This is a genomic window from Streptomyces daliensis, from assembly GCF_054782395.1.
Genome location: NZ_BAAGSO010000008.1, coordinates 1 through 23526 on the forward strand (window position 1 = coordinate 1; position 23526 = coordinate 23526).

Sequence of the window (23526 nt, forward strand, 5' to 3'; positions counted from 1 at the left end):
CCAGCCCGATGAACCGCCGGATGCGTGACCCGCATGTCCGGTGGTGTGGGAGGAGGGCCGGGCGACCCGGCCCTCCTACCCGTTTCCCGGCCTGGCTCCGGGGCCGGGTTCGGGCCCGGAACCAGGCCCCGGAGCGGAGCGCGTGATTCCGGCCCGCTGGCCTGCTCCGGGGCGTGCCACCGGGTGACCGGGCCGTGCTGCCCGTAGACCGGAGGTGGTCGAGCGTGATCATGGGCGACCGTTCGCGGGACGGTCCGCGGGCCCCGGATTACGGGCCTGATCACCCGGACCGCTCCCCTCCCTTTCCGCCTCGTACGTCACTAAGGGTCGCCTAAGATGCGGCGCGTGCAGCACCAGACCGTGCAGTTCCCGCAGCCCGCGCGGCAGCAGCGCCGCCCGCCCACGCCCTCCCACCCCGACCTGTGCGCGCGTACCCTCCGCGTCCTGCTGCGGCGCTACGGCGCGGGGGAGCCCCTCTCCTGTGTGCCCCTCTCCCAGGGACTGCTCAACCACGGGTACCGGCTCGCGACCACCCGGGGCCGCTTCTTCCTCAAGCACCATCTCGACGGCGACCCCGAGGCCATCGGCCGCCAGCACCGCGCCACGGCGCTGCTCGGTGCGCTCGGCATCCCCGTCGTGCCGCCGGTGTCCGACGTGGAGGGGCGCACCGTCGCGGTCGTCGGCGACCGCTGCTACGCGCTGCACCCCTGGATCGAGGGCCGCCACCGGCACGGCAGCGAGCTGACCACGGCGCAGTCCCGCCGCCTCGGCGCCCTGCTGGGGCAGGTGCACACCCGGCTCGCGCAGGTCATACCGGCCGCCGCCGCGCCCGCGCACCCCAGCGCCGACCCCTCGGACACGCACGCCCTCATCGGCGAACTCCTCGTCCGGATCAGGGCACGGAAGGCGCCCGACAGCTTCGACGCGCTCGCCGAGTACCGCCTCCTGGAGCGCCGTGCGCTGCTGCACGACGTCGCGGGGCAGCGTCCGCCCGAGGGCGCCGAGCCGGTCGCGGGCTGGGTGCACGGCGACTTCCACCCCCTCAACCTCCTCTACCGTCACACCGACCCCGACAGCCCCGGCAGTCCCGGCGACCCTGACGACTCGGGCGGCCCCGGTGAGCCGCTCGCGATCGTCGACTGGGACCGGCTGGGGGTGCAGCCGCGCGCCGAGGAGGCGGTACGGGCCGCGGCGATCTTCTTCGTGCGGCCCGACGGCACCCTCGACCTGCCCCGCGTACGGGCCTACGCGCGCGCGTACCGCCACGCGGCCCACGCCTCCCCCGACGAGCTGAGCGCGGCGGTGCACCGCGTGTGGTGGGAGCGGCTCAACGACTTCTGGATGCTGTGCTGGCGCTACGAGCTGAGCGACGGCCGCGCCGATCCGCAGTTCCCCGCCGCGGCGTCGCTTGTGGTGTGGTGGACGCGCGAGTACGCGGCGGTGCGCGGCGCGTTCTGCGACTGACCGGGCACCGGGCGACGGGCGCGGGGCGCGGGGCGCTGGGCGCGGGGGCACCCGGCGCGGGGCGACGGTTAGGCGCCCCCGTCACCCCGCGCCGCCCGGCCCGCCTGCATACGGGCCACGTACGCGGCGGCCTGCGAGCGGCGCTCCATGCCGAGCTTGGCGAGCAGCCCTGAGACATAGTTCTTGATCGTCTTCTCGGCGAGGTGGAGGCGCTCGCCGATGGCGCGGTTGGTCAGGCCCTCGCCGATCAGATCGAGGATCCTGCGCTCCTGGCCGGTCAGCGACGCGAGCCTGCCGTCCTCCTCGGACCTGCCGCCGTCGCGCAGCCGCTCCAGCACCCGCTGCGTGGCGACGGGGTCCAGCAGCGACTTGCCCGCCGCGACGTCCCGTACGGCCCCCAGCAGCTCCTGGCCGCGGATCGCCTTCAGCACATAGCCCGAGGCCCCGGCCATGATCGCGTCGAAGAGTGCCTCGTCGTCCGAGAACGAGGTGAGCATCAGGCATCTGACGTGCTCGTCCCGCGAGCGGATCTCGCGGCAGACCTCGACGCCGCTGCCGTCGGGGAGGCGTACGTCGAGGACGGCGACGTCGGGACGGGTGGCGGGGATGCGGACGAGCGCGTCGGCCGCCGTGCCAGCCTCGCCGACGACCTCGACGTCGGATTCCACCGAAAGCATCTCGTGTACCCCCCGACGGACCACCTCATGGTCATCGACGAGGAATACGGTGATTTTTCGGTCTTCGCGCACGGCCTCAGTCTCACATACTGGTCCCCGCGCCGCTCTTCCCGCGCTTGTGGCCTCCGGGATACCGTGCGGGTGTCCGCGGGGTCCGCGAGGCCGTGACCAGTGACGTCCCTGATATCCCGACGATGTTTGGATTTCCGAGTTCTTAGTTGGATATCCGAACAAAGTTGCAGGTCAGGGCGGCTTCGTGCGTGTATGGAGGTCTGGGCATGGCTTCAGCGGGCCGTCGACCGGGACAGTAGTCACCGCTCGGCTTCCGTCCGCGCCGCACCCACCCCGTGCGCCGTACGGGAACGGGCGAGCCTCCCCCCGCCTCCCAGGCGGGGGATCCCCAGGCCACCGGCGACCCCGGGGGCCGGACAGAAGAGGAGCACACGTGACCGTGGAGAGCACTGCCGCGCGCGGCACAACGCGCAGCAGCGGCACCGGAGGCAAGCGCGCCACGAAGCAGACGGCCGCCGCCAAGAAGACGGCGACGGCGACGGCGAAGACGGCGGCGAAGAAGCCCTCGGCGGCGAAGAGCCCCGCGAAGGCCCCCGCGAAGAAGAAGACGGCCGCCGCCGCCCGTAAGACCGCTCCCGCCACCGCCCCTGCCCCCGCCGTCGACGGTGCCGGTTCCGGTTCCGCCGCCGGGCAGACCGAACTGATCCAGCTCCTGACCCCCGAGGGCGACCGCGTCGAGCACCCCGACTACGCGTTCGACCCGACCCCCGAAGAGCTGCGCGGCCTCTACCGCGACATGGCGCTGACCCGGCGCTTCGACGCCGAGGCCACCTCGCTCCAGCGGCAGGGCGAGCTGGGCCTGTGGGCGTCGCTGCTCGGCCAGGAGGCCGCGCAGATCGGCTCGGGGCGCGCGCTGCGCGACGACGACTACGTCTTCCCCACCTACCGCGAGCACGGCGTCGCCTGGTGCCGCGGGGTGGACCCCACGAACCTCCTCGGCATGTTCCGCGGCGTGAACCACGGCGGCTGGGACCCCAACGACAACAACTTCCACCTGTACACGATCGTGATCGGCTCGCAGGTGCTGCACGCCACCGGCTACGCGATGGGCGTGGCCAAGGACGGCGCCGACTCCGCCGTCATCGCCTACTTCGGCGACGGCGCCTCCAGCCAGGGCGACGTCGCGGAGGCGTTCACCTTCGCCGCCGTCTACAACGCGCCGGTCATCTTCTTCTGCCAGAACAACCAGTGGGCGATCTCCGAGCCCACCGAGCGCCAGTCGCGGGTGCCGATCTACCAGCGAGCGCAGGGCTTCGGCTTCCCCGGCGTCCGCGTCGACGGCAACGATGTGCTCGCCTGCCTCGCCGTGACCCGGGCCGCCGTCGAGCGCGCCCGCGCGGGGCAGGGCCCGATGCTGGTCGAGGCGTTCACGTACCGCATGGGCGCCCACACCACCTCGGACGACCCCTCCCGCTACCGCCGCGACGAGGAGCGCGTGGAGTGGGAGGCCAAGGACCCGATCCAGCGGCTGCGGCTCCACCTGGAGAAGACCGGTCTCGCCGACGCGGACTTCTTCGCCGCGCTGGACGAGGAGAGCGAGGCGATGGGCAAGCACGTACGCGAGTCCATCCGCACCATGAAGGCCCCGGACTCCATGGCCATCTTTGAGAACGTCTACGCGGACGGGCACGCGCTGGTGGACGAGGAGCGCGCCCAGTACGCGGAGTACGCCGCGTCCTTCGCCGACACCGCCGAGGAGGGCCGCTGACATGGCCACCGACACTTCCGTCTCCTCTCCCGCCGTCTCCTCCGCCACTGCCGCCACCCCTGGCAGCGTGCGGAAGATGCCCCTCTCGAAGGCGCTGAACGAGTCCCTGCGCAAGGCCATGGAGAACGACTCCAAGGTCCTGATCATGGGCGAGGACGTCGGCAAGCTCGGCGGCGTCTTCCGCATCACCGACGGGCTCCAGAAGGACTTCGGCGAGGACCGGGTCATCGACACCCCGCTCGCCGAGTCCGGCATCGTCGGCACCGCCATCGGGCTGGCCCTGCGCGGGTACCGGCCCGTCGTGGAGATCCAGTTCGACGGCTTCGTCTTCCCCGCGTACGACCAGATCGTCACGCAGCTCGCGAAGATGCACGCCCGCGCGCTGGGCACCATCAAGCTGCCGATCGTCATCCGCATCCCCTACGCGGGCGGCATCGGCGCCGTCGAGCACCACAGCGAGTCCCCCGAGGCGCTGTTCGCGCACGTCGCGGGGCTCAAGTGCGTCTCCCCCTCGAACGCCTCCGACGCCTACTGGATGATGCAGCAGGCCATCGAGAGCGACGACCCCGTCATCTTCTTCGAGCCCAAGCGGCGCTACTGGGACAAGGGCGAGGTCGACACCTCGGCCATCCCCGGGCCGCTGCACGCGGCGCGCGTCGCCCGTACGGGCAGCGATCTCACCCTCGCGGCCTACGGGCCCATGGTGAAGGTGGCCCTGGAGGCAGCCGCCGCTGCCGAGGAGGAGGGCAACTCGCTGGAGGTCGTCGATCTGCGCTCCATGTCGCCGATCGACTTCGACACGATCCAGCGTTCGGTCGAGAAGACCGGCAGGCTGGTGGTGGTGCACGAGGCACCGGTCTTCCTCGGCACGGGCGCCGAGGTCGCCGCGCGCATCTCGGAGCGGTGCTTCTACCACCTGGAGGCCCCGGTGCTGCGCGTCGGCGGTTTCCACGCGCCGTATCCTCCGGCCCGGCTGGAGGACGAGTACCTTCCGGGACTCGACCGGGTGCTCGATGCCGTCGACCGCGCGCTGGCGTACTGAGGAGAGCCGTGACGATGACTGAGAGCGGGACCCGCATCCGCGAGTTCAAGATGCCCGATGTGGGCGAGGGCCTGACCGAGGCCGAGATCCTCAAGTGGTACGTCCAGCCGGGGGACACGGTCACGGACGGCCAGGTCGTCTGCGAGGTCGAGACGGCCAAGGCGGCCGTCGAGCTGCCCATCCCCTTCGACGGTGCGGTGCACGAGCTGCGCTTTGACGAGGGCACGACGGTGGACGTCGGCACCGCGATCATCTCCGTCGACACCGACCCCTCGGCGGGGCCGTTGACGGGGAGCGGCGACGTGGCTGGTGAGGCGGCGGCGTCCGGGGGCGACGGTGAGGGGCAGGAGCCCGAGGCCGAGGCCGGTGAGTCCAGTGGTGGCCGTCAGCCGGTGCTGGTCGGCTACGGCGTCTCGGAGGCGTCGACGAAGCGCCGCCCGCGCAAGCCGCAGGCGAGCGACGGCGGTCAGGACGTGGAGCGGGCCGCAGGACAGCGCGCCGTACAGGGCGAGCTGAACGGCCACGGCGCGGGACCCGTCGCCACCCCGGCACAGGCCCCGGCCCCGGCCCCGGCTCCGGACGCGGGCCGCGCGAACGGGGAGCGGCCCCTGGCCAAGCCCCCCGTGCGCAAGCTCGCCAAGGACATGGGCGTCGATCTGGCGACGGTGACCCCGACGGGCCAGGGCGGCGTCGTCACCCGCGAGGACGTGCTCGCCGCGGCGGAAGCCGCGACGGCGGCCTCGGCACCGGCGCCGGCCCCGGCAGCGGCAGCGCAGACCGCACCGGCCGCGCAGCCGGCACCGGAGGCCCCGTCGACACCCGCCGCCGTGGGCCGCCCCGGCGGTACCGGTACCCAGCGCGACCGCGAGACGCGTACGCCGATCCGCGGCGTACGCAAGGCGACCGCGCAGGCGATGGTCAACAGTGCCTTCACAGCCCCCCACGTCACCGAGTTCGTGACGGTGGACGTGACGCGGACGATGAAGCTCGTCCAGGAGCTGAAGCAGGACCCGGACATGGAGGGCGTGCGGGTCAACCCGCTGCTGCTCGTCGCCAAGGCGCTCCTGGTGGCCATCCGCCGCAACCCGGAGGTCAACGCCTCCTGGGACGAGGCGAACCAGGAGATCGTCCAGAAGGACTACGTCAATCTGGGCATCGCCGCCGCCACCCCGCGCGGTCTGATCGTCCCCAACATCAAGGACGCGCAGGCCAGGACCCTGCCCGAACTGGCGTCGGCCCTCGGCGACCTCGTGTCCACGGCCCGCGAGGGCAAGACCAGCCCGGCGGCGATGCAGGGCGGCACGGTGACCATCACCAACGTCGGCGTCTTCGGCATCGACACCGGTACGCCCATCCTCAACCCCGGTGAGTCCGCGATCCTGGCCTTCGGCCAGATCCGCGAACAGCCCTGGGTCCACAAGGGCAAGGTCAAGCCGCGCCACGTCACCACCCTGGCCCTCTCCTTCGACCACCGCCTGGTCGACGGCGAGCTGGGCTCCAAGGTGCTGGCCGACGTGGCGGCGGTGCTGGAGCGGCCGAAGCGCCTGATGACCTGGGCGTGACGCTGACGCTGACGCCGTACGCGCGGGCGGTGCTCCCGCGTACGGCGTGACCGCGCACACACGACGTGCCCCGTGCCCCCGGAAAGAGCGACTCCGGGCGCACGGGGCACGTCCGTACCACGTCCGTATCGCGGACGCGTCTACTCACGCATCTCTGTTGTATCTATGGTGTGCACATGTCCGTCGCACCCGTAGTGCCAGCAAGTTCCCCCTCCCCCAAGCAGCCACCAGCCGCCGACCGCGTCTACGCCCACATCAAACAAGCCGTGCTCGAACGGCGCTACGAGGGCGGCATGCTGCTCACCGAGGGCGAGCTGGCCGAAGCCGTCGGCGTCTCCCGTACACCCGTACGCGAGGCGCTGCTCCGGCTGGAGGTGGAGGGGCTGATCAGGCTCTACCCCAAGAAGGGTGCCCTGGTCCTGCCGGTGTCCGCGCGGGAGATCCACGACGTCGTCGAGACGCGGCTGCTGGTCGAGGAGCACGCGGTGCGCACGGCGTCACCCGTACGGGCAGGGCTCATCGAGCGGCTGGAGGAGCTGCTGGAGGAGCAGCGCACGCACGCCGCCTCCGGCGACCTCGCCGCCGTGGCCGCCAGCGACCGCTGCTTCCACGCGGAGATCGTCCGCAGCACGGGCAACGAGATCCTCTCGCGGCTCTACGACCAGCTCCGCGACCGCCAGTTGCGGATGGGTGTCGCCGTGATGCACGCGCACCCCGACCGCATCGCGAAGAACATCGCCGAGCACACGGAGATCATGGAGGCCCTGCGCGCGGGCGACGCGGAAGCGGCGGCCACGGCGGTCAACCAGCACGTGAGCTGGGTGCGGCACCTGGTGCAGGGTGATGTGCGGTGAGCGCTGCCGCTTCCTCGCGCCCGCCGCACGGCATATCCGTCCCGGGCGAACCCCCGGGCGGCCGACGCGCCATCGCCGTATGGGGCCTCGGCGTGGCCGTCTACTTCGTCGCGATCACCTACCGCACCAGCCTCGGCGTCGCGGGCATGGACGCCGCCGAGCGCTTCGACATCAACGCCTCAGCGCTCTCCACCTTCTCCATCCTCCAGCTGCTCGTCTACGCGGGCATGCAGATACCCGTCGGCCTGCTCGTCGACAGATGGGGGACCAGGAAGGTCCTGACGCTGGGCGTGGTCCTGTTCACGGTCGGGCAGTTCGGCTTCGCGTTCTCCAGCTCGTACGCCGCCGCGCTCGCCTGCCGCGCCCTGCTGGGCTGCGGCGACGCGATGACGTTCATCAGTGTGCTGCGGCTCGGCTCGCGCTGGTTCCCGGCCAAGCGCGGCCCGCTCGTCGCGCAGATCGCCGCGCTGATCGGCATGGCGGGCAACCTGGTGACGACGCTGGTGCTGGCGCGGCTGCTCGGCGCGTTCGGCTGGACCCCGACCTTCGCGGGCAGCGCGCTGGGCGGCGTGCTGGTCCTCGTGCTGATGCTGCTCTTCCTCAAGGACCACCCGAAGGGGCACGAGCCGCCGCCCGCGACGCACACCGGGCGCGGCTACGTACGCCGTCAGATCGCCCGCACCTGGCGCGAACCCGGCACCAGGATGGGCATGTGGGTCCACTTCACCACCCAGTTCCCCGCGATGGTGTTCCTGCTGCTGTGGGGGATGCCGTTCCTGGTCGAGGCGCAGGGGCTCTCGCGGGCCTCGGCGGGTGAGCTGCTGACGCTGGTCGTGCTCTCGAACATGGCGGTCGGCCTGGTCTTCGGGCAGGTCATCGCCCGGCACCACACGGCGCGCACCCCCATCGCGCTCGGCACGGTCGCGGCGACGGCCACGTCGTGGGGCGTGGTCCTGGCGTGGCCGGGACAGGCGCCCACGTGGCTGCTCGTGGTGCTGTGCGTGGTGCTCGGCGCCTGCGGTCCCGCGTCGATGATCGGCTTCGACTTCGCCCGGCCCGCCAACCCGCCGGAGCGGCAGGGCACGGCCTCGGGCATCGTCAACATGGGCGGCTTCACGGCCTCGATGACGACGCTGCTGGCGGTCGGCGTGCTGCTGGACCTCACCGGCGACAACTTCCGCATCGCCTTCGCCAGCGTCTTCGTGCTGGAGGCGATCGGGGTCGTCCAGATCCTGCGGCTGCGGGGGCGCGCGCACCAGCGTGAACGGGAGCGGGTCGTCGCGAGCAGGGTCGAGGCCGTGCACGTACCGGCCTGACGGCCGCCCCCGCCGTCCCTTGCGCCCATGCCCGTGCCCGGGCTGACGCCTCTTGCCGGGCCCGTCTGCCCGCCCGGCCCGTCCGCCCGCCCGGCCCGTCCGCCCGTCGGCGCGGGCCGGGCGCGGGCACGTGCGGTCACCGGTTCACGGGTCACCGGTTCAGGGAGTCACCGGATCACGCGGTCACGGGGAGCCGGATCACGCGGTCACCGGATCACGCGGTGACGCTGAAGACGTTCATGATCGCGGCGCCGAGGGCCGCGTCGCCCTCGATCTTGACCTGGTCGCTGACCTGATCGAACCGCACCCGCCCGCACGCCAGCCGCAGATACGTCTCCCAGTCCAGCGAGATCGTCACCGCCGGGCCCAGCGAGGGGCTGCCGTCGACCGAGCCGTTGCCCTCGGCGTCGACGCGCACCGTCCGCATGAACTCGACCGGGCCGCTGATGTCGAAGACCACCGCGGAGTTCACGGGCGCGGAGGCGCGCTTGGCGACCACCTTCGGCAGCCCGAGAAGCAGCACGTCACGGGCGACGTGGGCGCCCGCGGAGTCGAGGTTGCCCGGCTTGCCCAGCGCGCGGCGGAGGTCCTGCTCGTGGACCCAGACATCGAAGGCCCGCAGCATCAACTGCCGCTCCAGGGGCATTTTCCCGCCACCCGGCATGACACTCTGCACCTCGGCGTCCGGCGCCCGCTTCTCGTTACGGAGCTGACGGGTGCGGCGGATGATGGTGTATTCCAGCTCGCTCGTCATCTCGGGCCCGGTGTGGTGCCGTCGCACGTCGACCTGGATCTCCATGTGACGGCTGGGCTCGTCCACGACGTGGTAGATGTCGCGCGGAAGCGTGTGGATCGGACGCGGATCGCCCAGCAGCTCGCACTCCAGGCCGATGATGTGCGAGACCACATCGCGGACCGACCAGCCGGGGCAGGCTGTCGACCGGTTCCACTCGCCCTCGGCGAGCGGCTTCACCAGCTCGGATATCGCTTCGATGGACTCTGTCCAGGCGTCGACGTAAGGCTGAAGGCTTGGGTGGTCGGTCACGAGACCCCTCGGGCGGTACGGATCGTTTCGGGCAATACGGATCGTTCGCGGTCTGGGTGCTCTCAAGTTACGCTGCGCGCGGGCACCCCGGCAGTGCTTTTGAGTGACGATGCTAGGCCCAATTGACCCCCTCGAATGCATGGCCGGTGGTACGGTGCGCGCTTTCTCCCGGCAGATGCGGGTGGACCCGGACGAGCCGGTCAATTCGCTCCGGGGCGCGACGGGCCTGCGGGAAGAGGCGCTGCGGGGGGGGGGTGCGCCGGAGCCGCGCGGGGGTGTGACGTACGTCCGGGCCGACGGGGGCCAGGAATGCCGCCGGGGGACGCTGCTGTTGGATGGTGACATGGCTTCACACGCGCGCGTCCGTGCCCCCGAGCTGATCGGCGAGGGCGGCTGGCTGAACACAGGAGGCACCCCCGTCACCCTCGCTGACCTGCGGGGAAAGATCGTGGTGCTGGACTTCTGGACCTTCTGCTGCATAAACTGCCTGCACGTCCTGGACGAGCTGCGCGAGCTGGAGGAACGCCACAGGGACACCGTCGTGATCGTCGGCGTCCACTCGCCGAAGTTCGTGCACGAGGCCGAGCACCAGGCGGTCGTGGACGCCGTCGAGCGCTACGGCGTGCACCACCCCGTCCTCGACGATCCCTCGCTGGCCACCTGGAAGCAGTACGCCGTACGCGCCTGGCCCACCCTCGTCGTGATCGACCCCGAGGGGTATGTCGTCGCGCAGCACGCGGGCGAGGGCCACGCGCACGCCATCGAGACGCTGGTGGAGCGGCTGGAGAGCGAGCACGAGGCCAAGGGCACGCTGCACCGAGGGGACGGCCCGTATGTACCGCCGGAGCCGGAGGCCAGTGACCTGCGCTTTCCCGGCAAGGCGCTGCGGCTGCCCGGCAGCGGGCACTATCTCGTCTCGGACACGACCCGGCACCAGCTCGTGGAGCTGGCGGACGACGGCGAGACCGTCGTCCGCAGGATCGGCAGCGGCGAGCGCGGGCTGACCGACGGCACGGCGGGCACGGGGACCGGGGCGACGGGCGCCGAGGCGGCTGGGACGGCCGGAGCAGCCGGAGAGGCGGGGGCGCGGGAGCCGCGCTTCAACGAGCCGCAGGGCCTCGCGCTGCTGCCCGACGGCGCCGTCGTCATCGCGGACACCGTCAACCACGCGCTGCGCCGCCTCGACGTGGAGACCGGCGAGGTGACCACCCTCGCGGGCACGGGACGCCAGTGGTGGCAGGGCTCCCCGGTCTCCGGCCCGGCGCGCGAGGTGGCGCTGTCCTCGCCCTGGGACGTGGCGTGGTTCGGCGACCGCGTGTGGATCGCCATGGCGGGCGTCCACCAGTTGTGGACCTACGACCCGGCCGACGGCACCGTACGGGCCGCCGCGGGCACGACGAACGAGGGCCTCGTCGACGGCCCGGCCGCGGAGGCGTGGTTCGCGCAGCCCTCCGGCCTCTCGGCCTCGCCCGACGGGGAACGGCTGTGGATCGCCGACTCCGAGACCAGCGCGCTGCGCTGGATCGACCGCGAACTGACCGTCCGCACGGCCGTCGGCACCGGCCTCTTCGACTTCGGGCACCGCGACGGCCCCGCCGGCCAGGCGCTGCTCCAGCACCCGCTGGGCGTCACGGCGCTGCCGGACGGCTCCGTCGCCGTCAGCGACACCTACAACCACGCGCTGCGCCGCTACGACCCCGCGACGGGCGAGGTCACGACGCTGGCCACGGACCTGCGCGAGCCCTCCGGCGCGGTGCTGGCCGCCGACGACGGTGTTGCCGGGGAGGCGGGCCGGGGAGAGATCCTCGTCGTCGAATCGGCGCGGCACCGGCTGACGCGGCTGAGGCTGCCCGAGGAGGCGGTGCGCGTCGAGTCCGTCGCCCACCGCACCCAGCGCGCCGCGACCGAGGTGGCGCCGGGGAAGCTGCGGCTGGACGTGGTCTTCCAGGCCCCGGCCGGACAGAAGCTGGACGAGCGCTACGGCCCGTCCACCCGTCTCCTCGTCAGCGCGACACCGCCCGAACTCCTGGAGGACGGCGCCGGCCAGGGCACCGATCTCGACCGCTATGTGGTGCTCGCCGACGGTGTGACGGAGGGCGTGCTGCACGTCTCGGCGATGGCCGCCTCGTGCGACGACGCGCCGGACATCGAGTTCCCCGCCTGCCATGTGCACCAGCAGGACTGGGGCGTCCCGATCCGGGTCACGGACGACGGCGTGGACCGGCTGGGGCTCGTGCTGGCGGGACTCGACAGCGAGTAGGCCCACGCCTGGCAGGGCCGGAGCGGCTGGAACGGCCCGCGTCCGTCGGGACGCGGATGCGCGGGAAGCCGGGCGACGGACCTTGATCCGCCGCCCGGCTTCCGTGCTGCCGCAGTCCGTCACCGTCCCCCCGCCTCTCTTCCGCGCCCCACCCGCGCCCTGCCCGCAGCCGTCGCGGGCATGGGCGTCCCGGGCTGTTCCCGGGGCCGGGCCTACTCCCAGTGGTGCTTGTTGACTTCCTCGACGACGGGAGCCGCCGGGGACGGCGGCTGCACGCGCCGCCGCTTGAAGATGCTGATGTAGGCCGCCAGGCCGATCATGCCGACAGCGATCAGGATCAGTCCGATCACGTCGAGGTTGACACCGCTGACATCCCAACTGACCCCGAGGGTGAGAATGCCCCCTATGGCCATCATGGCGATGCAGATGACGATGCCCATCGAAATCCGCCTCCGAGCTTTGTTGGCTTGCTTCCGGGCCCGTACGTGACGCCGGGTACCCCTCCCGCCGAAGGCCAATCGGTGGCCGCCACAACAACTGGGGAGAGACAGGGGCGGTGTTGAACTCGGCAGTCGCCAACTTCCCCTCCCTCCACGCGTCTTATGTGGCGCTGGTCCCCGCACCTCGTCCGCTCGCGCCTCCCCCGGACGCTCCCTCTTCCGCGGCTCCCTCCTCGGCGTCGTCCACGACGCCGAACCAGCGCAGGAGCACGGGCCGCGCGTCCTCCGGAGCCTCCTCCGGGCCTCTGGAATAGCGGGCCAGCAGCTCCAAGTACGCGTCGTGGAAGTCCTTCAGCTCCTGGTGCGTGAGATGACTGAGCCCGCGCGAGCCCTGAACCCACCGGACCGGCCCCGACTGCTCCAGCATGTGCCGGTGGGCGAGATGCAGGGCGCGCAGATCCTCCTCGCCGCGTATGCGGTCCAGCTCGTTCATGACCGTGCGCTCCGCGTCCGTCAGCTCCTCCGGTGACGGTCTGCGGATGTCCAGCCCGGACACCGCACGCCACCAGCGCTCCCGGCTCCCGGGGCGCTCGGTGACGTCCTCGACGAAGCCGCCGCGCTCCAACTGGCGCAGGTGATAGCTGAGGGTTCCGGTGTTCTCGCCGAGCGCTGCGGCGAGCGTGGTCGACGTCGCGGGCCCCGCCGTGCCGAGGCGGCGCAGGATCTTCTGGCGCAGCGGGTGCGCCAGCGCCTTCAGCACCGCGGGATCACTGACCTGCCGGGCTGACTCCTCCTTGGCTGTCATGGAGCCAGCGTAGCTCACAGAACTTTCTCTGCATAGTTTTCTCTGCGGACCTTTCTTTGCAGAGAAAATTCTGTAATGCTGGTCGGGGGAACGGTCCTTGAGCAGGAACTGGTTCGATTCGTAGGGGGAACCCTGTGTTCACCACCCGTATGTCTTCCGCGGCCCGCGCCGCCCGCACGGCGCGTACAGCCCGGCCGTCCCGCGTCTCGCGCGGGGTTCTCGCCGCGCTCGCGGCGCTGACGCTCGGGGCCGTCGGCTCCGTCGGCGCCGCTTCCACGGCCGCGGCCACGACTGTGGAAGCGGGGGACGGGGACGGCCGCTTCGCCTCGTGTCCCACCCGGTCCGAGCTGCCGGCCGGTGCCGATCCCGCACAGTGGCGCTGCGAGGTCGTCGTCGCGACGGGGCATCTGCGGCTCGGCAGTGTTGAGGTCCCCATATCCGAGCCGATGACCGTCACGCACGCGGAGGGCCGTATCGACGGGGAGTTCCACCAGGTCTTCGGCGGCCTGGAGGCCGCCGCCCTGCGCGTCCCGGGCACCCCTCTCTCGGTCACCCCGGGCTATGGGGGCTCCTTCGATTTCCTCAGCGACGAAGAGCGCATGGGCGAGCTGGGCATGGTCTTCGGGCTCTCCGGACCCGGGCTGCCGCGCACCTGCTCCATAGGCAGCGGCGCGGAGCCGGTCGGCCTGGTCCTCCAGGCCGTGGGCGAGCCCGCGCCCGGTGAGATGCCGGGCATCGAGGATCAGCGCTTCGCGCTTCCCGGGACCTCCGGCTGCGGCCCCTCCGGCCGGGTGCTCGACCGCCTGCTGGAGCTGCCCTCCCCGTCAGGGCAGAACAGCATCCACCTCGACGGCACACGCTTCATACGCGCGTACACCGAACTGTCCTGACCGGCACCGGGCTGTCCTGGCCGGTCCGGGGGTCAGTCCTCCAGGAAGGCGGTGAGGCAGTTGGCCAGCAGATAGGGGTCGTCCGCGCCGCACAGTTCGCGGGCCGAGTGCATGGAGAGGATCGCCACCCCGATGTCCACTGTCGAAATGCCGTGCCGGGCCGCGGTGATGGGGCCGATCGTCGTCCCACAGGGCATCGCGTTGTTGGAGACGAAGTTCTGCCAGGGCACGCCGGCGCGCTCGCAGGCGGCGGCGAAGACGGCACGGCCCGCACCGTCCGTGGCGTAGCGCTGGTTGACGTTGACCTTGAGGATCGGCCCGCCGTTCGGCATCGGGTGGTGGCCCGGCTCGTGACGCTCCGCGTAGTTGGGGTGGACGGCGTGCCCGGTGTCGGAGGAGAGGCAGATGGTGCCCGCGTAGGCGCGGGCCCGGTCCTCGTAGCCGCCGCCACGGGCGAAGACCGAACGCTCCAGCACATTGCCGAGCAGCGGTCCGTCGGCGCCGGTGTCCGACTGGCTGCCGTTCTCCTCGTGGTCGAAGGCGGCCAGCACCGGCACATGGGAGAGATCCCCGCGCTCGGCGACGGCGGCCAGGGCCGCCGCGCCCGCGTACACCGAGAGGAGGTTGTCCATGCGCGGACCCGCCACCAGTTCCCGGTCCCTGCCCAGATAGGCGGGCGGCTCCACGCTGTGGGCCATCAGGTCCCAGCCGGTGATCTCCTCGGCGGGGAGGTCCGACTCTTCGGCGAGGAAGCGGATCAGGTCGCCCTCGTGCGGCGTCCCGAGCCCCCACACGGGGGTCATGTGACGCTGGCGGTCCAGTTTCAGCCCGTCGTTGACCTGCCGGTCCAGGTGGATGGCGAGCTGGGGGACGCGCAGGAGCGGCCGGTCCACGTTCACCAGCCGGGTCGAGCCGTCCCGCAGCGAGAGGCGTCCGGCGATGCCGAGGTCGCGGTCCAGCCAGGTGTTGAGGAGGGTCCCGCCGTAGACCTCGACGGCGATCTGCCGCCAGCCGTTGGCACCCGTGTCGGGCAGCGGCTTGACCCGGAGGTTGGGGGAGTCGGTGTGGGCGCCCACGATGCGGTAGGGAGTCGCGGGAGCGGCCCCCTCGGGGACGTACCAGGCCACCAGCGCGCCCCCGCGCAGCACGTACTTGCCGCCGCTGGAGCCGTCCCAGGAGTCCGTCTCACTGACCTGCCGGAAGCCCGCCTTCTCCAGCAACTGCGCCGCTCCGGCCACCGCGTGGTAGGGCGTGGGCGAGCCCGCGAGGAACTCGATCAGGCCGTCCGTGTGGCGGCGGTCGAAGCGGGACGGGGAAGGCGCGTCGCGCTCGGAGGACTCAGTGCTCGGACTCATATGCCTCAGCATACGAATGCGAAACGCCCCGCTCTTCCCGGATGGGGCGGAGAGGGGCGTTCCGAATGAGGGGTGAGCCGGGAGGGGCGGCTTCAGAGGCTCAGAAGGCCGCCTCGTCCAGCTCCATCACGGACAGGTCGATGGACTCGGCCAGACCGCGCTGCACGGCGATACCCGGGAGGACGTTCGCCGCGAAGAACTTCGCTGCCGCGATCTTGCCCTCGTAGAAGAGCTTGTCCTTGGCCGAGGCGTTCGGCAGCTTCTCGGCGGCGACGGCGGCACCACGGAGGAGGAGGTAACCGATGACGACATCGCCGGAGGCGAGCAGGAAGCGGGTGGTGTTCAGACCGACCTTGTAGATGGACTTCACGTCCTTCTCGGTGGCGGCCAGGTCCGTCAGCATCGCGCCGACGATCGCCTCCAGGTCCACGGCGGCCTTGGAGAGCTGCTCACGGGCCTGCGCGAGGTCCTCGCCGCCCTTCGCCTCGGAGAGGAACTTCTTGATCTCCTCGGAGAGCGCGGTGAGCGCCTGGCCCTGGTCCCGGACGACCTTGCGGAAGAAGAAGTCCTGGCCCTGGATCGCGGTGGTGCCCTCGTAGAGGGTGTCGATCTTGGAGTCCCGGATGTACTGCTCGATCGGGTACTCCTGGAGGTAGCCGGAGCCGCCCAGGGTCTGGAGGGACTGCGCGAGCTGCTCGTAGGACTTCTCGGAGCCGTAGCCCTTCACGATCGGCAGGAGCAGGTCGTTGAGGCGGTGCGCGGCGGAGGCGTCCTCGCCGTCGTACTCCTTGACCAGGATCTCGTCCTGGACGGAGGCCGTGTAGAGGACGAGGGCGCGCATGCCCTCCGCGTACGCCTTCTGCGTCATCAGCGAGCGGCGCACGTCGGGGTGGTGGGTGATGGTGACGCGCGGCGCGGTCTTGTCGGTGAACTGCGCCAGGTCGGCGCCCTGGACGCGCTCCTTGGCGTATTCAAGGGCGTTGAGGTAGCCGGTGGAGAGGGTGGCGATGGCCTTCGTGCCGACCATCATCCGGGCGAACTCGATGATCTTGAACATCTGGCGGATGCCGTCGTGCTTCTCGCCCAGCAGCCAGCCCTTGGCCGGTGCGTTGGCGCCGAAGGTCATCTCGCAGGTGTTGGAGACCTTGAGGCCCATCTTGTGCTCGACGTTGGTCGCGTAGACGCCGTTGCGCTCGCCCAGCTCGCCGGTCTCCCAGTCGAAGTCGTACTTCGGCACGATGAAGAGCGACAGGCCCTTGGTGCCCGGGCCGTGGCCCTCGGGGCGGGCGAGGACGAAGTGCACGATGTTCTCGGACATGTCGTGCTCACCGGAGGTGATGAACCGCTTCACGCCCTCGATGTGCCAGGTGCCGTCGTCCTGCTGGACGGCCTTGGTGCGGCCGGCGCCGACGTCCGAGCCCGCGTCCGGCTCGGTGAGCACCATGGTGGAGCCCCACTGCTTGTCCGCCATCAGCTTGGCGATCTTGTGCTGTTCCTCGGTGCCCTCCTCGTGGAGGACACCGGCGAAGGCCGGCCCTGAGGCGTACATCCAGACGGCGGGGTTGGCGCCCAGGATCGTCTCGGCGAAGCCCCACAGGAGCGAGCGCGGCGCGGTGGTGCCGCCGATCTCCTCCGGGATGCCCAGCCGCCACCACTCGGCGTCCATGTACGCCTGGTAGCTCTTCTTGAAGGACGCCGGGACCGGCGCGGTGCTGGTCTCGGGGTCGAAGACCGGAGGGGTGCGGTCACCCTCCTCGTACGACGCGGCCAGCTCGTTCTCCGACAGGCGCGCGATCTCGGACAGCACGCTCTTGGCGGTCTCGATGTCCATCTCCGCGAACGGTCCGGTTCCGTACACCGTGTCGCGGCCGAGTACCTCGAAGAGGTTGAACTCGATGTCGCGGAGATTCGACTTGTAGTGCCCCATGGCGACGGCTCCGTATGACTCGTTCTCGGTTGATAAGCAGTCTCCGATGATGCTACCCGTCGGTAATAAGAAGCAACCCCTAACCGTCCATCTGTGACTCGTTACTCTTTCCCGCATGTACGGCTACGAGCAGACCGCGTCCGCCGGGCACGGCTACCCTCACGGTGGGCAGCAGCAGGGGCACCAGCAGTACACGGCTCAGCAGGCGCCCCCGCCGCCCTACGGGCAGCACGGCGCCGGGCAGCCGCTGTATCCCGAGCCGTCCCCGCCCTCCCTCCGTGAGGCCGTCCGCGCCTTCACCACCGGCTCCATGTCCGCCGAGGACTTCCAGGGCATCTTCTCCACCTCGAAGGTCTACTGCCCGCGCGGTGAGACCCCGGGCTTCCTCGCCCTGCACAACACCCAGCAGCCGGTGATCCCCATGTTCAGCACCCTCAAGGAGCTGCGCAGCTACGCGGGCAAGGAGTCCAAGTACTTCGTGATCACGGGTGCCGAGGTGCTGGACCTGCTTCCGTCCGGGTACGGCTTCGTGCTCGACATGGAGGGTGACCACCGGGTCGTCTTCGACGCGAAGGCGGTCGAGGAGATGGTCGACTTCGCGATGCGCCGCATGTACGGGTGATCCTCCGCGACTACGAGTGACGGTCGCGGTGCGGCGCTTGCGCGTGTGCGCAGGGGGCGGACGGCCGGTGCGCGGGGCCGGGAATGCGGGTACGTTGGCAGATGTTCACCGTTCAACTACATTGAACGGTGAGTCTAGGAGGACCGCCATGCCCGCGATCACCGTCGAGAACCCGCTCACGCTCCCCCGCGTCGCCGTGCCGGGCCCCGAGGCCGCCACCGAGCGCCCCGTGCTGACCGTCACCACGGCCCCCACGGGCTTCGAGGGTGAGGGTTTCCCCGTCCGCAGGGCCTTCGCGGGGATCAACTACCGGCATCTCGACCCGTTCATCATGATGGACCAGATGGGCGAGGTGGAGTACGCGCCGGGCGAGCCCAAGGGCACGCCCTGGCACCCGCACCGGGGCTTCGAGACGGTCACGTACCTGATCGACGGCTCCTTCGTGCACCAGGACTCCGAGGGGGGCGGCGGTGTCATCAACGGCGGCGACACCCAGTGGATGACGGCGGGCTCCGGGCTGCTGCACATCGAGGCGCCGCCCGAGGAGCTGGTCGTCTCCGGCGGCCTCTTCCACGGCCTCCAGCTCTGGGTGAACCTCCCCGCCAGCGACAAGATGACCGCGCCCCGCTATCAGGACATCGGCGGCGGCCAGGTCAGGCTGCTGAGCACCCCCGACGGCGGCGCGCTCCTGCGCGTCATCGCGGGCGACCTCGAAGGCCACGAGGGCCCCGGCATCACCCACACCCCCATCACGATGATCCACGCGACGGTCTCCCCCGGCGCCGAGATCACGCTGCCCTGGCGCGCGGACTTCAACGCGCTGGCGTACGTGCTGGCGGGCCGCGGCTCCGCCGGTACGGGCAGGCGGCCCGTCCACACCGGGCAGACCGCGGTCTTCGGCGAGGGCGACGCGCTCACCCTGCGCGCCGACGAGTCCCAGGACGCGCACACCCCGGAGCTGGAGGTCGTGCTGCTCGGCGGGCGGCCGATCCGCGAGCCGATGGCGCACTACGGGCCGTTCGTCATGAACAGCCACGTCGAGCTGGCCCAGGCGTTCGACGACTTCAAGGCGGGCCGCCTCGGCCGCGTCCCGGCCACCCGCGCCTGACTCCGGGACCGGACCCGGACCCGGGCCCCGCGGCACCCGCGCCACGGCCGGCCGTCCCGCGGCCCGAGCAGGGGTTCACCCCCACTCGGGCTGCGGTTCGTCCTCCCGTACCTCGAACCAGATGCACTTGCCCTCGCCCCTCGGGTCCACGCCCCAGCTCCCGGCGAGCATCTCCATCAGCACCAGCCCGCGCCCCGACGAGGCCAGCTCGCCCGGCTGGCGGCGGTGGGGGAGTTCGTCGCTGTTGTCGGCGACCTCGACGCGCAGCAGCCGGTGCCCCCGTGAGCCGCTGATCTCGGCGACCATGAGGGCGTCGCCGTCCGTGTGGACGAGGACGTTCGTGAGCATCTCGGAGAGCATCAGGACGGCGCCGTCGATCTGGTCCTCGCTCGTCCAGTCGTAGAGCAGGCCCTGGAGCTGGTGCCGCGCTTCGGCGATGCGGTCGGGCTCGGCCTGCGCGATGGTGAGGACCGTACGGCGCGAGGAGACGGCGCCGCCAGGGCCGCCGCCCTCGCCGGAGCCGTCGCCCAGTGCGAGCAGCAGCAGCGCGATGTCGTCCTCGCGACGGTCGGCCAGCGGGCCCGTCGTGTGGTGCGAGGGCGGGCCGTGGACGGCCTGGACGAGGGAGTCGGCCAGCTCCTCCAGGCCCTCGTCGCCGTACGCCTCGGCCGCGCGCCCCGTGAAGTGGTGCGTGAAGACCTCCTGGATGCGGGTCCAGCCCGTCTCCATGTCGTGCCCGCCGGTCTCGATGAGTCCGTCCGTGCACAGCAGCAGGGTCTCGCCCGGCTCCAGTACGAGGCGCGTCGTCGGATAGTCGGTGTCCGGGTCGATGCCCAGCGGCAGCCCGCCCGCCGTGGGCCGGACCAGCACCGTGCCGTCCGCCATGCGGATCGCGGGGTCGGGGTGCCCCGCGCGGGCGATGTCGAGGGTGCCGGTGTGCGGGTCGGCCTCGACGTAGAGGCACGTGGCGAAGCGCGGGTCGCCGTTCCACGCGCCCCTGCCCCTGCCTCCGCCCCGACCCCCACTCGCGACCGCGCCCGCCGACCCCGGCCCCGCCCCCGTCCCCGCCGGCGCCCCGGTCTCCCCGCCCTCCCCGCCCTCCCCCGGACCAGGACCCGGACCCGGCTCGCCCTCCGCCTCCGTCGCGTCCATGCCCGCGAGGAAGCGGGAGGCGCGCGAGAGCACCGCGTCGGGATGGTGGCCCTCGGACGCGTAGGCGCGCAGCGCGATGCGGAGCTGGCCCATGATCCCGGCCGCGCGCACGTCGTGCCCCTGCACATCGCCGATGACCAGCGCCGTACTGCCGGAGGGCAGCGGGATGACGTCGTACCAGTCGCCCCCGACCTGGAGCCCGCCGCCGGTCGGGATGTAGCGCGCCGCCACCGCCATCCCGTCGATGCCCGGCTTGTGCGTGGGCCGCATCGAGCGCTGGAGCCCCGCCGTCAGCTCCCGCTCGGACTCGTGCAGCGAGGCCCGCGAGAGCGCCTGGGCCAGCATCCTGGCGACCGTCGTCAGCACGGCCCGCTCGTCGGGCGTGAAGGCGACGGGATAGGCGAAGGCCGCCATCCAGGCGCCGATGGTGCGGCCCGCGACGATCAGCGGGAGGTACGCCCACGACTGGCGCTCGAAGGGCGCGGCCAGCGCCCAGGTGGTGGGGAAGCGCCGGCGGTACTCCTCCGGCGAGTCGAGGTAGATGGCGCGCCCCGTCCGTACGACCTCGGCCGCCGGGTACTCCGTAGCCAGTGGCATGTCCATGAACGGAATCTCGGCGCCCTGCGCCTGCCCGTGGTGCCCGATGATCGAGATGCGGTCGCCCTCGACGCCAAAGACGGCCAGCCCGTCGGGCGAGAACCCCGGCATGGCCAGCGAGGCGGCCACGCGCAGCACCTCGGCCGTCGAGTGGGCCTCGGCGAGCGCGCGGCCCGCGTCGAGCAGGAACGCCTCCCTGTTGCGCCGCCAGTCGCCCGTGACGGGTGTCTGGGCCGGTGAGGGGTCGGGGACCTCGGAGATCAGGCCGACCAGCTCGAACGCCTCGCCCTCGCCCTCGCCGTGCGGGTGCAGCCGGGTGCGGACGCTGCGCACGACCTCCCCGTCCGCGTCGACGACCCGCAGCAGCGCCTCCGCGACGGTCCCCTCGGCGACGGCGAGGTTGGCGATGCCCTGGAGCTCCACGAAGTCGACGACGTGGACGTGTGAGCGGACGGTGGACTCGGTGATGGTGAGGAGACCGGTGGGGCTGGGGCGCGCGGGGAGGCCGAGGAGGGCGGAGGCGCGGGCGTCGAGGGTCACCGTCCCCGTGGTGTTGTCCCATCGCCAGAGGCCGGTGCCTACGGCCGCCAGGACGTCCTCGGTGCGCATTGCCCCACTTTATGTAGGTTGCCGAAAGCGGGGCGAGTGGGGGTGGGCCAGGGCGGTAGTCTGAGAAGCATTCCCAAGTGACACCTGAGCCGAATGACTGGATGAATGATGCATCGGTACCGTTCCCACACCTGCGGCGAACTCCGGGCCTCGGACGTCGGCGCTGACGTCCGCCTGAGCGGGTGGCTGCACAATCGGCGGAACCTGGGCGGCATCCTCTTCATCGATCTGCGCGATCACTACGGCATCGTGCAGCTCGTCGTACGGCCCGAGCAGACCGAGGTCGCCGAGCGCCTCAGCTCCCTCTCCAAGGAGAGCACCGTCCGCATCGACGGCAGGGTCACGGCCCGCGGCGCGGACAACGTCAATCCCGAGCTGCCCACCGGCGAGATCGAGGTCGAGGTCGGTGAGGTGGAGGTGCTGGGCGCCGCCGAGCAGATCCCCTTCACGATCAACGCCGAGGACGGGGTCAACGAGGAGAAGCGCCTGGAGTACCGCTTCCTCGACCTGCGCCGCGAGCGCATGCACCGCAACATCATGCTGCGCTCCAAGGTCATCGCGAAGATCCGCGAGAAGATGGTCGCGCAGGGCTTCAACGAGATGGCCACCCCCATCCTCTCCGCCACCTCCCCCGAGGGCGCGCGCGACTTCCTCGTCCCCTCCCGGCTGCACGCGGGCAAGTTCTACGCGCTGCCGCAGGCCCCGCAGCAGTTCAAGCAGCTCCTGATGATCGCGGGCTTCGACCGCTACTTCCAGATCGCGCCCTGCTTCCGCGACGAGGACGCCCGCGCCGACCGCTCCCCCGGCGAGTTCTACCAGCTCGACATGGAGATGAGCTTCGTCGAGCAGGAGGACGTCTTCGCGGTCATCGAGAAGCTGATGACCGAGCTGTTCCAGGAGCTGGGCGAGGGCCGCGAGTGCACCTCCCCGTTCCCGCGCATCCCCTTCCGTGAGGCGATGCTCAAGTACGGCTCCGACAAGCCGGACCTGCGCGCCCAGCTGGAGCTGGTGGACGTCTCGGAGATCTTCGTCGGCTCTGGCTTCAAGGCGTTCGCCGACAAGCACGTGCGCGCGCTGGCCGTCCCTGACACGGCGGACCAGCCGCGGAAGTTCTTCGACCAGATGGGCGACTTCGCCGTCGAGCAGGGCGCCAAGGGCCTCGCCTGGGTCCGCGTCGACGACGACAGCACGCTGACGGGCCCCATCGCGAAGTTCCTCACCGAGGCCGACGTCTCCGCGCTGCTGACGGCGCTGAACGCCAAGCCGGGCACGGCGGTCTTCTTCGGGGCCGGTGAGTTCGACGAGGTCTCGAAGATCATGGGCGCCGTCCGCGTCGAGGCGGCCAAGCGCACCGGGAACTTCGAAGAGGGCGTCTTCCGCTTCTGCTGGATCGTGGACTTCCCGATGTTCGAGAAGGACGAGGACACCGGCAAGATCGAGTTCTCGCACAACCCCTTCTCCATGCCTCAGGGCGGCCTGGAAGCGCTCCGGACCCAGGACCCGCTGGACGTCCTGGCCTGGCAGTACGACATCGTCTGCAACGGCACCGAGCTGTCCTCCGGCGCGATCCGGAACCACGAGCCCGAGATCATGTTCCGCGCCTTCGAGATCGCGGGCTACTCGAAGGAGGACGTGGAGCGCGAGTTCGGCGGCATGCTGCGCGCCTTCCAGTTCGGCGCCCCGCCGCACGGCGGCATCGCCCCGGGCATCGACCGCATCGTGATGCTGCTCGCCGACGAGCCGAACATCCGCGAGACGATCGCGTTCCCGCTGAACGGCAACGCGCAGGACCTGATGATGGGCGCCCCGAGCGAGGTCGAGGAGGCCCGCCTCAAGGAGCTGCACCTCTCGGTGCGCAAGCCCAAGCTGTAGGCGCCGTGCGGCGCCCGTAGGCAACCGTACGTGAAGGCCCCGACCCCCGGAATCAGCCGGGGGCCGGGGCCTTCGCGCGCTCCGGGACAGGCACTCGTACGGAGTGCTCCCCCTCCTGGGGCGGCGTGTCCCCTGGAGGCGGGCGGGGG

18 protein-coding genes are annotated in these 23526 nt (G+C 71.4%); 11 read left to right on the top strand and 7 right to left on the bottom strand.

What is annotated here, in order from left to right; translation table 11 throughout:
* Positions 1 to 420: 420 nt before the first annotated feature.
* The gene (locus tag ACYVOO_RS02110) at positions 421 to 1464 is read left to right on the top strand and encodes a phosphotransferase (RefSeq protein ID WP_461013989.1); all 1044 of its coding nucleotides are present in this window, start codon (positions 421 to 423) and stop codon (positions 1462 to 1464) included.
* Between the two features lie 68 nt (positions 1465 to 1532).
* On the opposite strand, the gene ACYVOO_RS02115 is transcribed toward ACYVOO_RS02110, so the two are convergent.
* Positions 1533 to 2213: a response regulator gene (locus ACYVOO_RS02115; protein ID WP_461013939.1), complete on the bottom strand. Its 681-nt coding sequence runs from the start codon at positions 2211 to 2213 to the stop codon at positions 1533 to 1535.
* 373 nt (positions 2214 to 2586) lie between these two features.
* Between ACYVOO_RS02115 and pdhA the strand changes: the two genes are divergently transcribed.
* From pdhA to ACYVOO_RS02140, 5 genes are all read left to right on the top strand, one after another.
* Complete coding sequence (gene pdhA, locus ACYVOO_RS02120; RefSeq protein WP_461013940.1) at positions 2587 to 3921, top strand: pyruvate dehydrogenase (acetyl-transferring) E1 component subunit alpha; 1335 nt, start codon at positions 2587 to 2589, stop codon at positions 3919 to 3921.
* 76 nt (positions 3922 to 3997) lie between these two features.
* The gene (locus ACYVOO_RS02125; RefSeq protein ID WP_461013990.1) at positions 3998 to 4963 is read left to right on the top strand and encodes an alpha-ketoacid dehydrogenase subunit beta; all 966 of its coding nucleotides are present in this window, start codon (positions 3998 to 4000) and stop codon (positions 4961 to 4963) included.
* Positions 4964 to 4977: 14 nt separating this feature from the next.
* On the top strand, positions 4978 to 6525 hold the full coding sequence (locus ACYVOO_RS02130) for a dihydrolipoamide acetyltransferase family protein (protein ID WP_461013941.1): 1548 nt from the start codon (positions 4978 to 4980) through the stop codon (positions 6523 to 6525).
* A gap of 176 nt (positions 6526 to 6701) precedes the next feature.
* Complete coding sequence (locus ACYVOO_RS02135; RefSeq protein ID WP_453349234.1) at positions 6702 to 7379, top strand: GntR family transcriptional regulator; 678 nt, start codon at positions 6702 to 6704, stop codon at positions 7377 to 7379.
* Positions 7376 to 8695, top strand: coding sequence for an MFS transporter (locus tag ACYVOO_RS02140; RefSeq protein ID WP_461013942.1), 1320 nt, complete (start codon positions 7376 to 7378; stop codon positions 8693 to 8695). Before ACYVOO_RS02135 ends, ACYVOO_RS02140 begins: the two co-directional genes overlap by 4 nt.
* 214 nt (positions 8696 to 8909) lie before the next feature.
* Here the strand turns inward: ACYVOO_RS02140 and ACYVOO_RS02145 are convergent, their stop codons facing one another.
* Positions 8910 to 9740, bottom strand: a complete 831-nt coding sequence (locus ACYVOO_RS02145; RefSeq protein ID WP_461013943.1) for a maleylpyruvate isomerase family mycothiol-dependent enzyme — start codon at positions 9738 to 9740, stop codon at positions 8910 to 8912.
* A 343-nt stretch (positions 9741 to 10083) separates the two neighbouring features.
* Between ACYVOO_RS02145 and ACYVOO_RS02150 the strand changes: the two genes are divergently transcribed.
* Positions 10084 to 12000 carry an NHL domain-containing thioredoxin family protein gene (locus ACYVOO_RS02150; RefSeq protein ID WP_461013944.1) on the top strand — a complete coding sequence of 639 codons (1917 nt, stop codon included), beginning with the start codon at positions 10084 to 10086 and terminating at the stop codon, positions 11998 to 12000.
* A 212-nt stretch (positions 12001 to 12212) separates the two neighbouring features.
* On the opposite strand, the gene ACYVOO_RS02155 is transcribed toward ACYVOO_RS02150, so the two are convergent.
* Together ACYVOO_RS02155 and ACYVOO_RS02160 are read right to left on the bottom strand one after the other, a co-directional pair.
* Positions 12213 to 12440, bottom strand: coding sequence for a hypothetical protein (locus ACYVOO_RS02155; RefSeq protein WP_453349230.1), 228 nt, complete (start codon positions 12438 to 12440; stop codon positions 12213 to 12215).
* A 160-nt stretch (positions 12441 to 12600) separates the two neighbouring features.
* Positions 12601 to 13245, bottom strand: coding sequence for an ArsR/SmtB family transcription factor (locus ACYVOO_RS02160; protein WP_461013945.1), 645 nt, complete (start codon positions 13243 to 13245; stop codon positions 12601 to 12603).
* Positions 13246 to 13394: 149 nt separating this feature from the next.
* On the opposite strand from ACYVOO_RS02160, the gene ACYVOO_RS02165 reads away from it, so the two are divergent.
* Entirely contained in the window at positions 13395 to 14135 is a 741-nt protein-coding gene (locus ACYVOO_RS02165; protein WP_461013946.1) for a hypothetical protein, read from the top strand.
* A 32-nt stretch (positions 14136 to 14167) separates the two neighbouring features.
* Here ACYVOO_RS02165 and ACYVOO_RS02170 read toward each other — a convergent pair whose 3' ends face one another.
* The gene (locus ACYVOO_RS02170; RefSeq protein WP_461013947.1) at positions 14168 to 15490 is read right to left on the bottom strand and encodes a M18 family aminopeptidase; all 1323 of its coding nucleotides are present in this window, start codon (positions 15488 to 15490) and stop codon (positions 14168 to 14170) included.
* Between the two features lie 100 nt (positions 15491 to 15590).
* On the bottom strand, positions 15591 to 17417 hold the full coding sequence (locus ACYVOO_RS02175; protein WP_461013948.1) for an acyl-CoA dehydrogenase: 1827 nt from the start codon (positions 17415 to 17417) through the stop codon (positions 15591 to 15593).
* A 115-nt stretch (positions 17418 to 17532) separates the two neighbouring features.
* Between ACYVOO_RS02175 and ACYVOO_RS02180 the strand changes: the two genes are divergently transcribed.
* Together ACYVOO_RS02180 and ACYVOO_RS02185 are read left to right on the top strand one after the other, a co-directional pair.
* Positions 17533 to 18039 (top strand): SseB family protein, encoded by a 507-nt coding sequence (locus ACYVOO_RS02180; protein ID WP_453349225.1) that lies wholly within the window; start codon positions 17533 to 17535, stop codon positions 18037 to 18039.
* 148 nt (positions 18040 to 18187) lie between these two features.
* A complete protein-coding gene (locus tag ACYVOO_RS02185) occupies positions 18188 to 19147 on the top strand; it encodes a pirin family protein (protein ID WP_453349224.1) in 960 nt (319 codons plus the stop codon).
* 75 nt (positions 19148 to 19222) lie between these two features.
* Here the strand turns inward: ACYVOO_RS02185 and ACYVOO_RS02190 are convergent, their stop codons facing one another.
* Positions 19223 to 21505 (bottom strand): ATP-binding SpoIIE family protein phosphatase, encoded by a 2283-nt coding sequence (locus ACYVOO_RS02190; protein WP_461013949.1) that lies wholly within the window; start codon positions 21503 to 21505, stop codon positions 19223 to 19225.
* 108 nt (positions 21506 to 21613) lie between these two features.
* Between ACYVOO_RS02190 and aspS the strand changes: the two genes are divergently transcribed.
* A complete protein-coding gene (gene aspS / locus ACYVOO_RS02195; protein WP_461013991.1) occupies positions 21614 to 23377 on the top strand; it encodes an aspartate--tRNA ligase in 1764 nt (587 codons plus the stop codon).
* Positions 23378 to 23526: the final 149 nt, after the last annotated feature.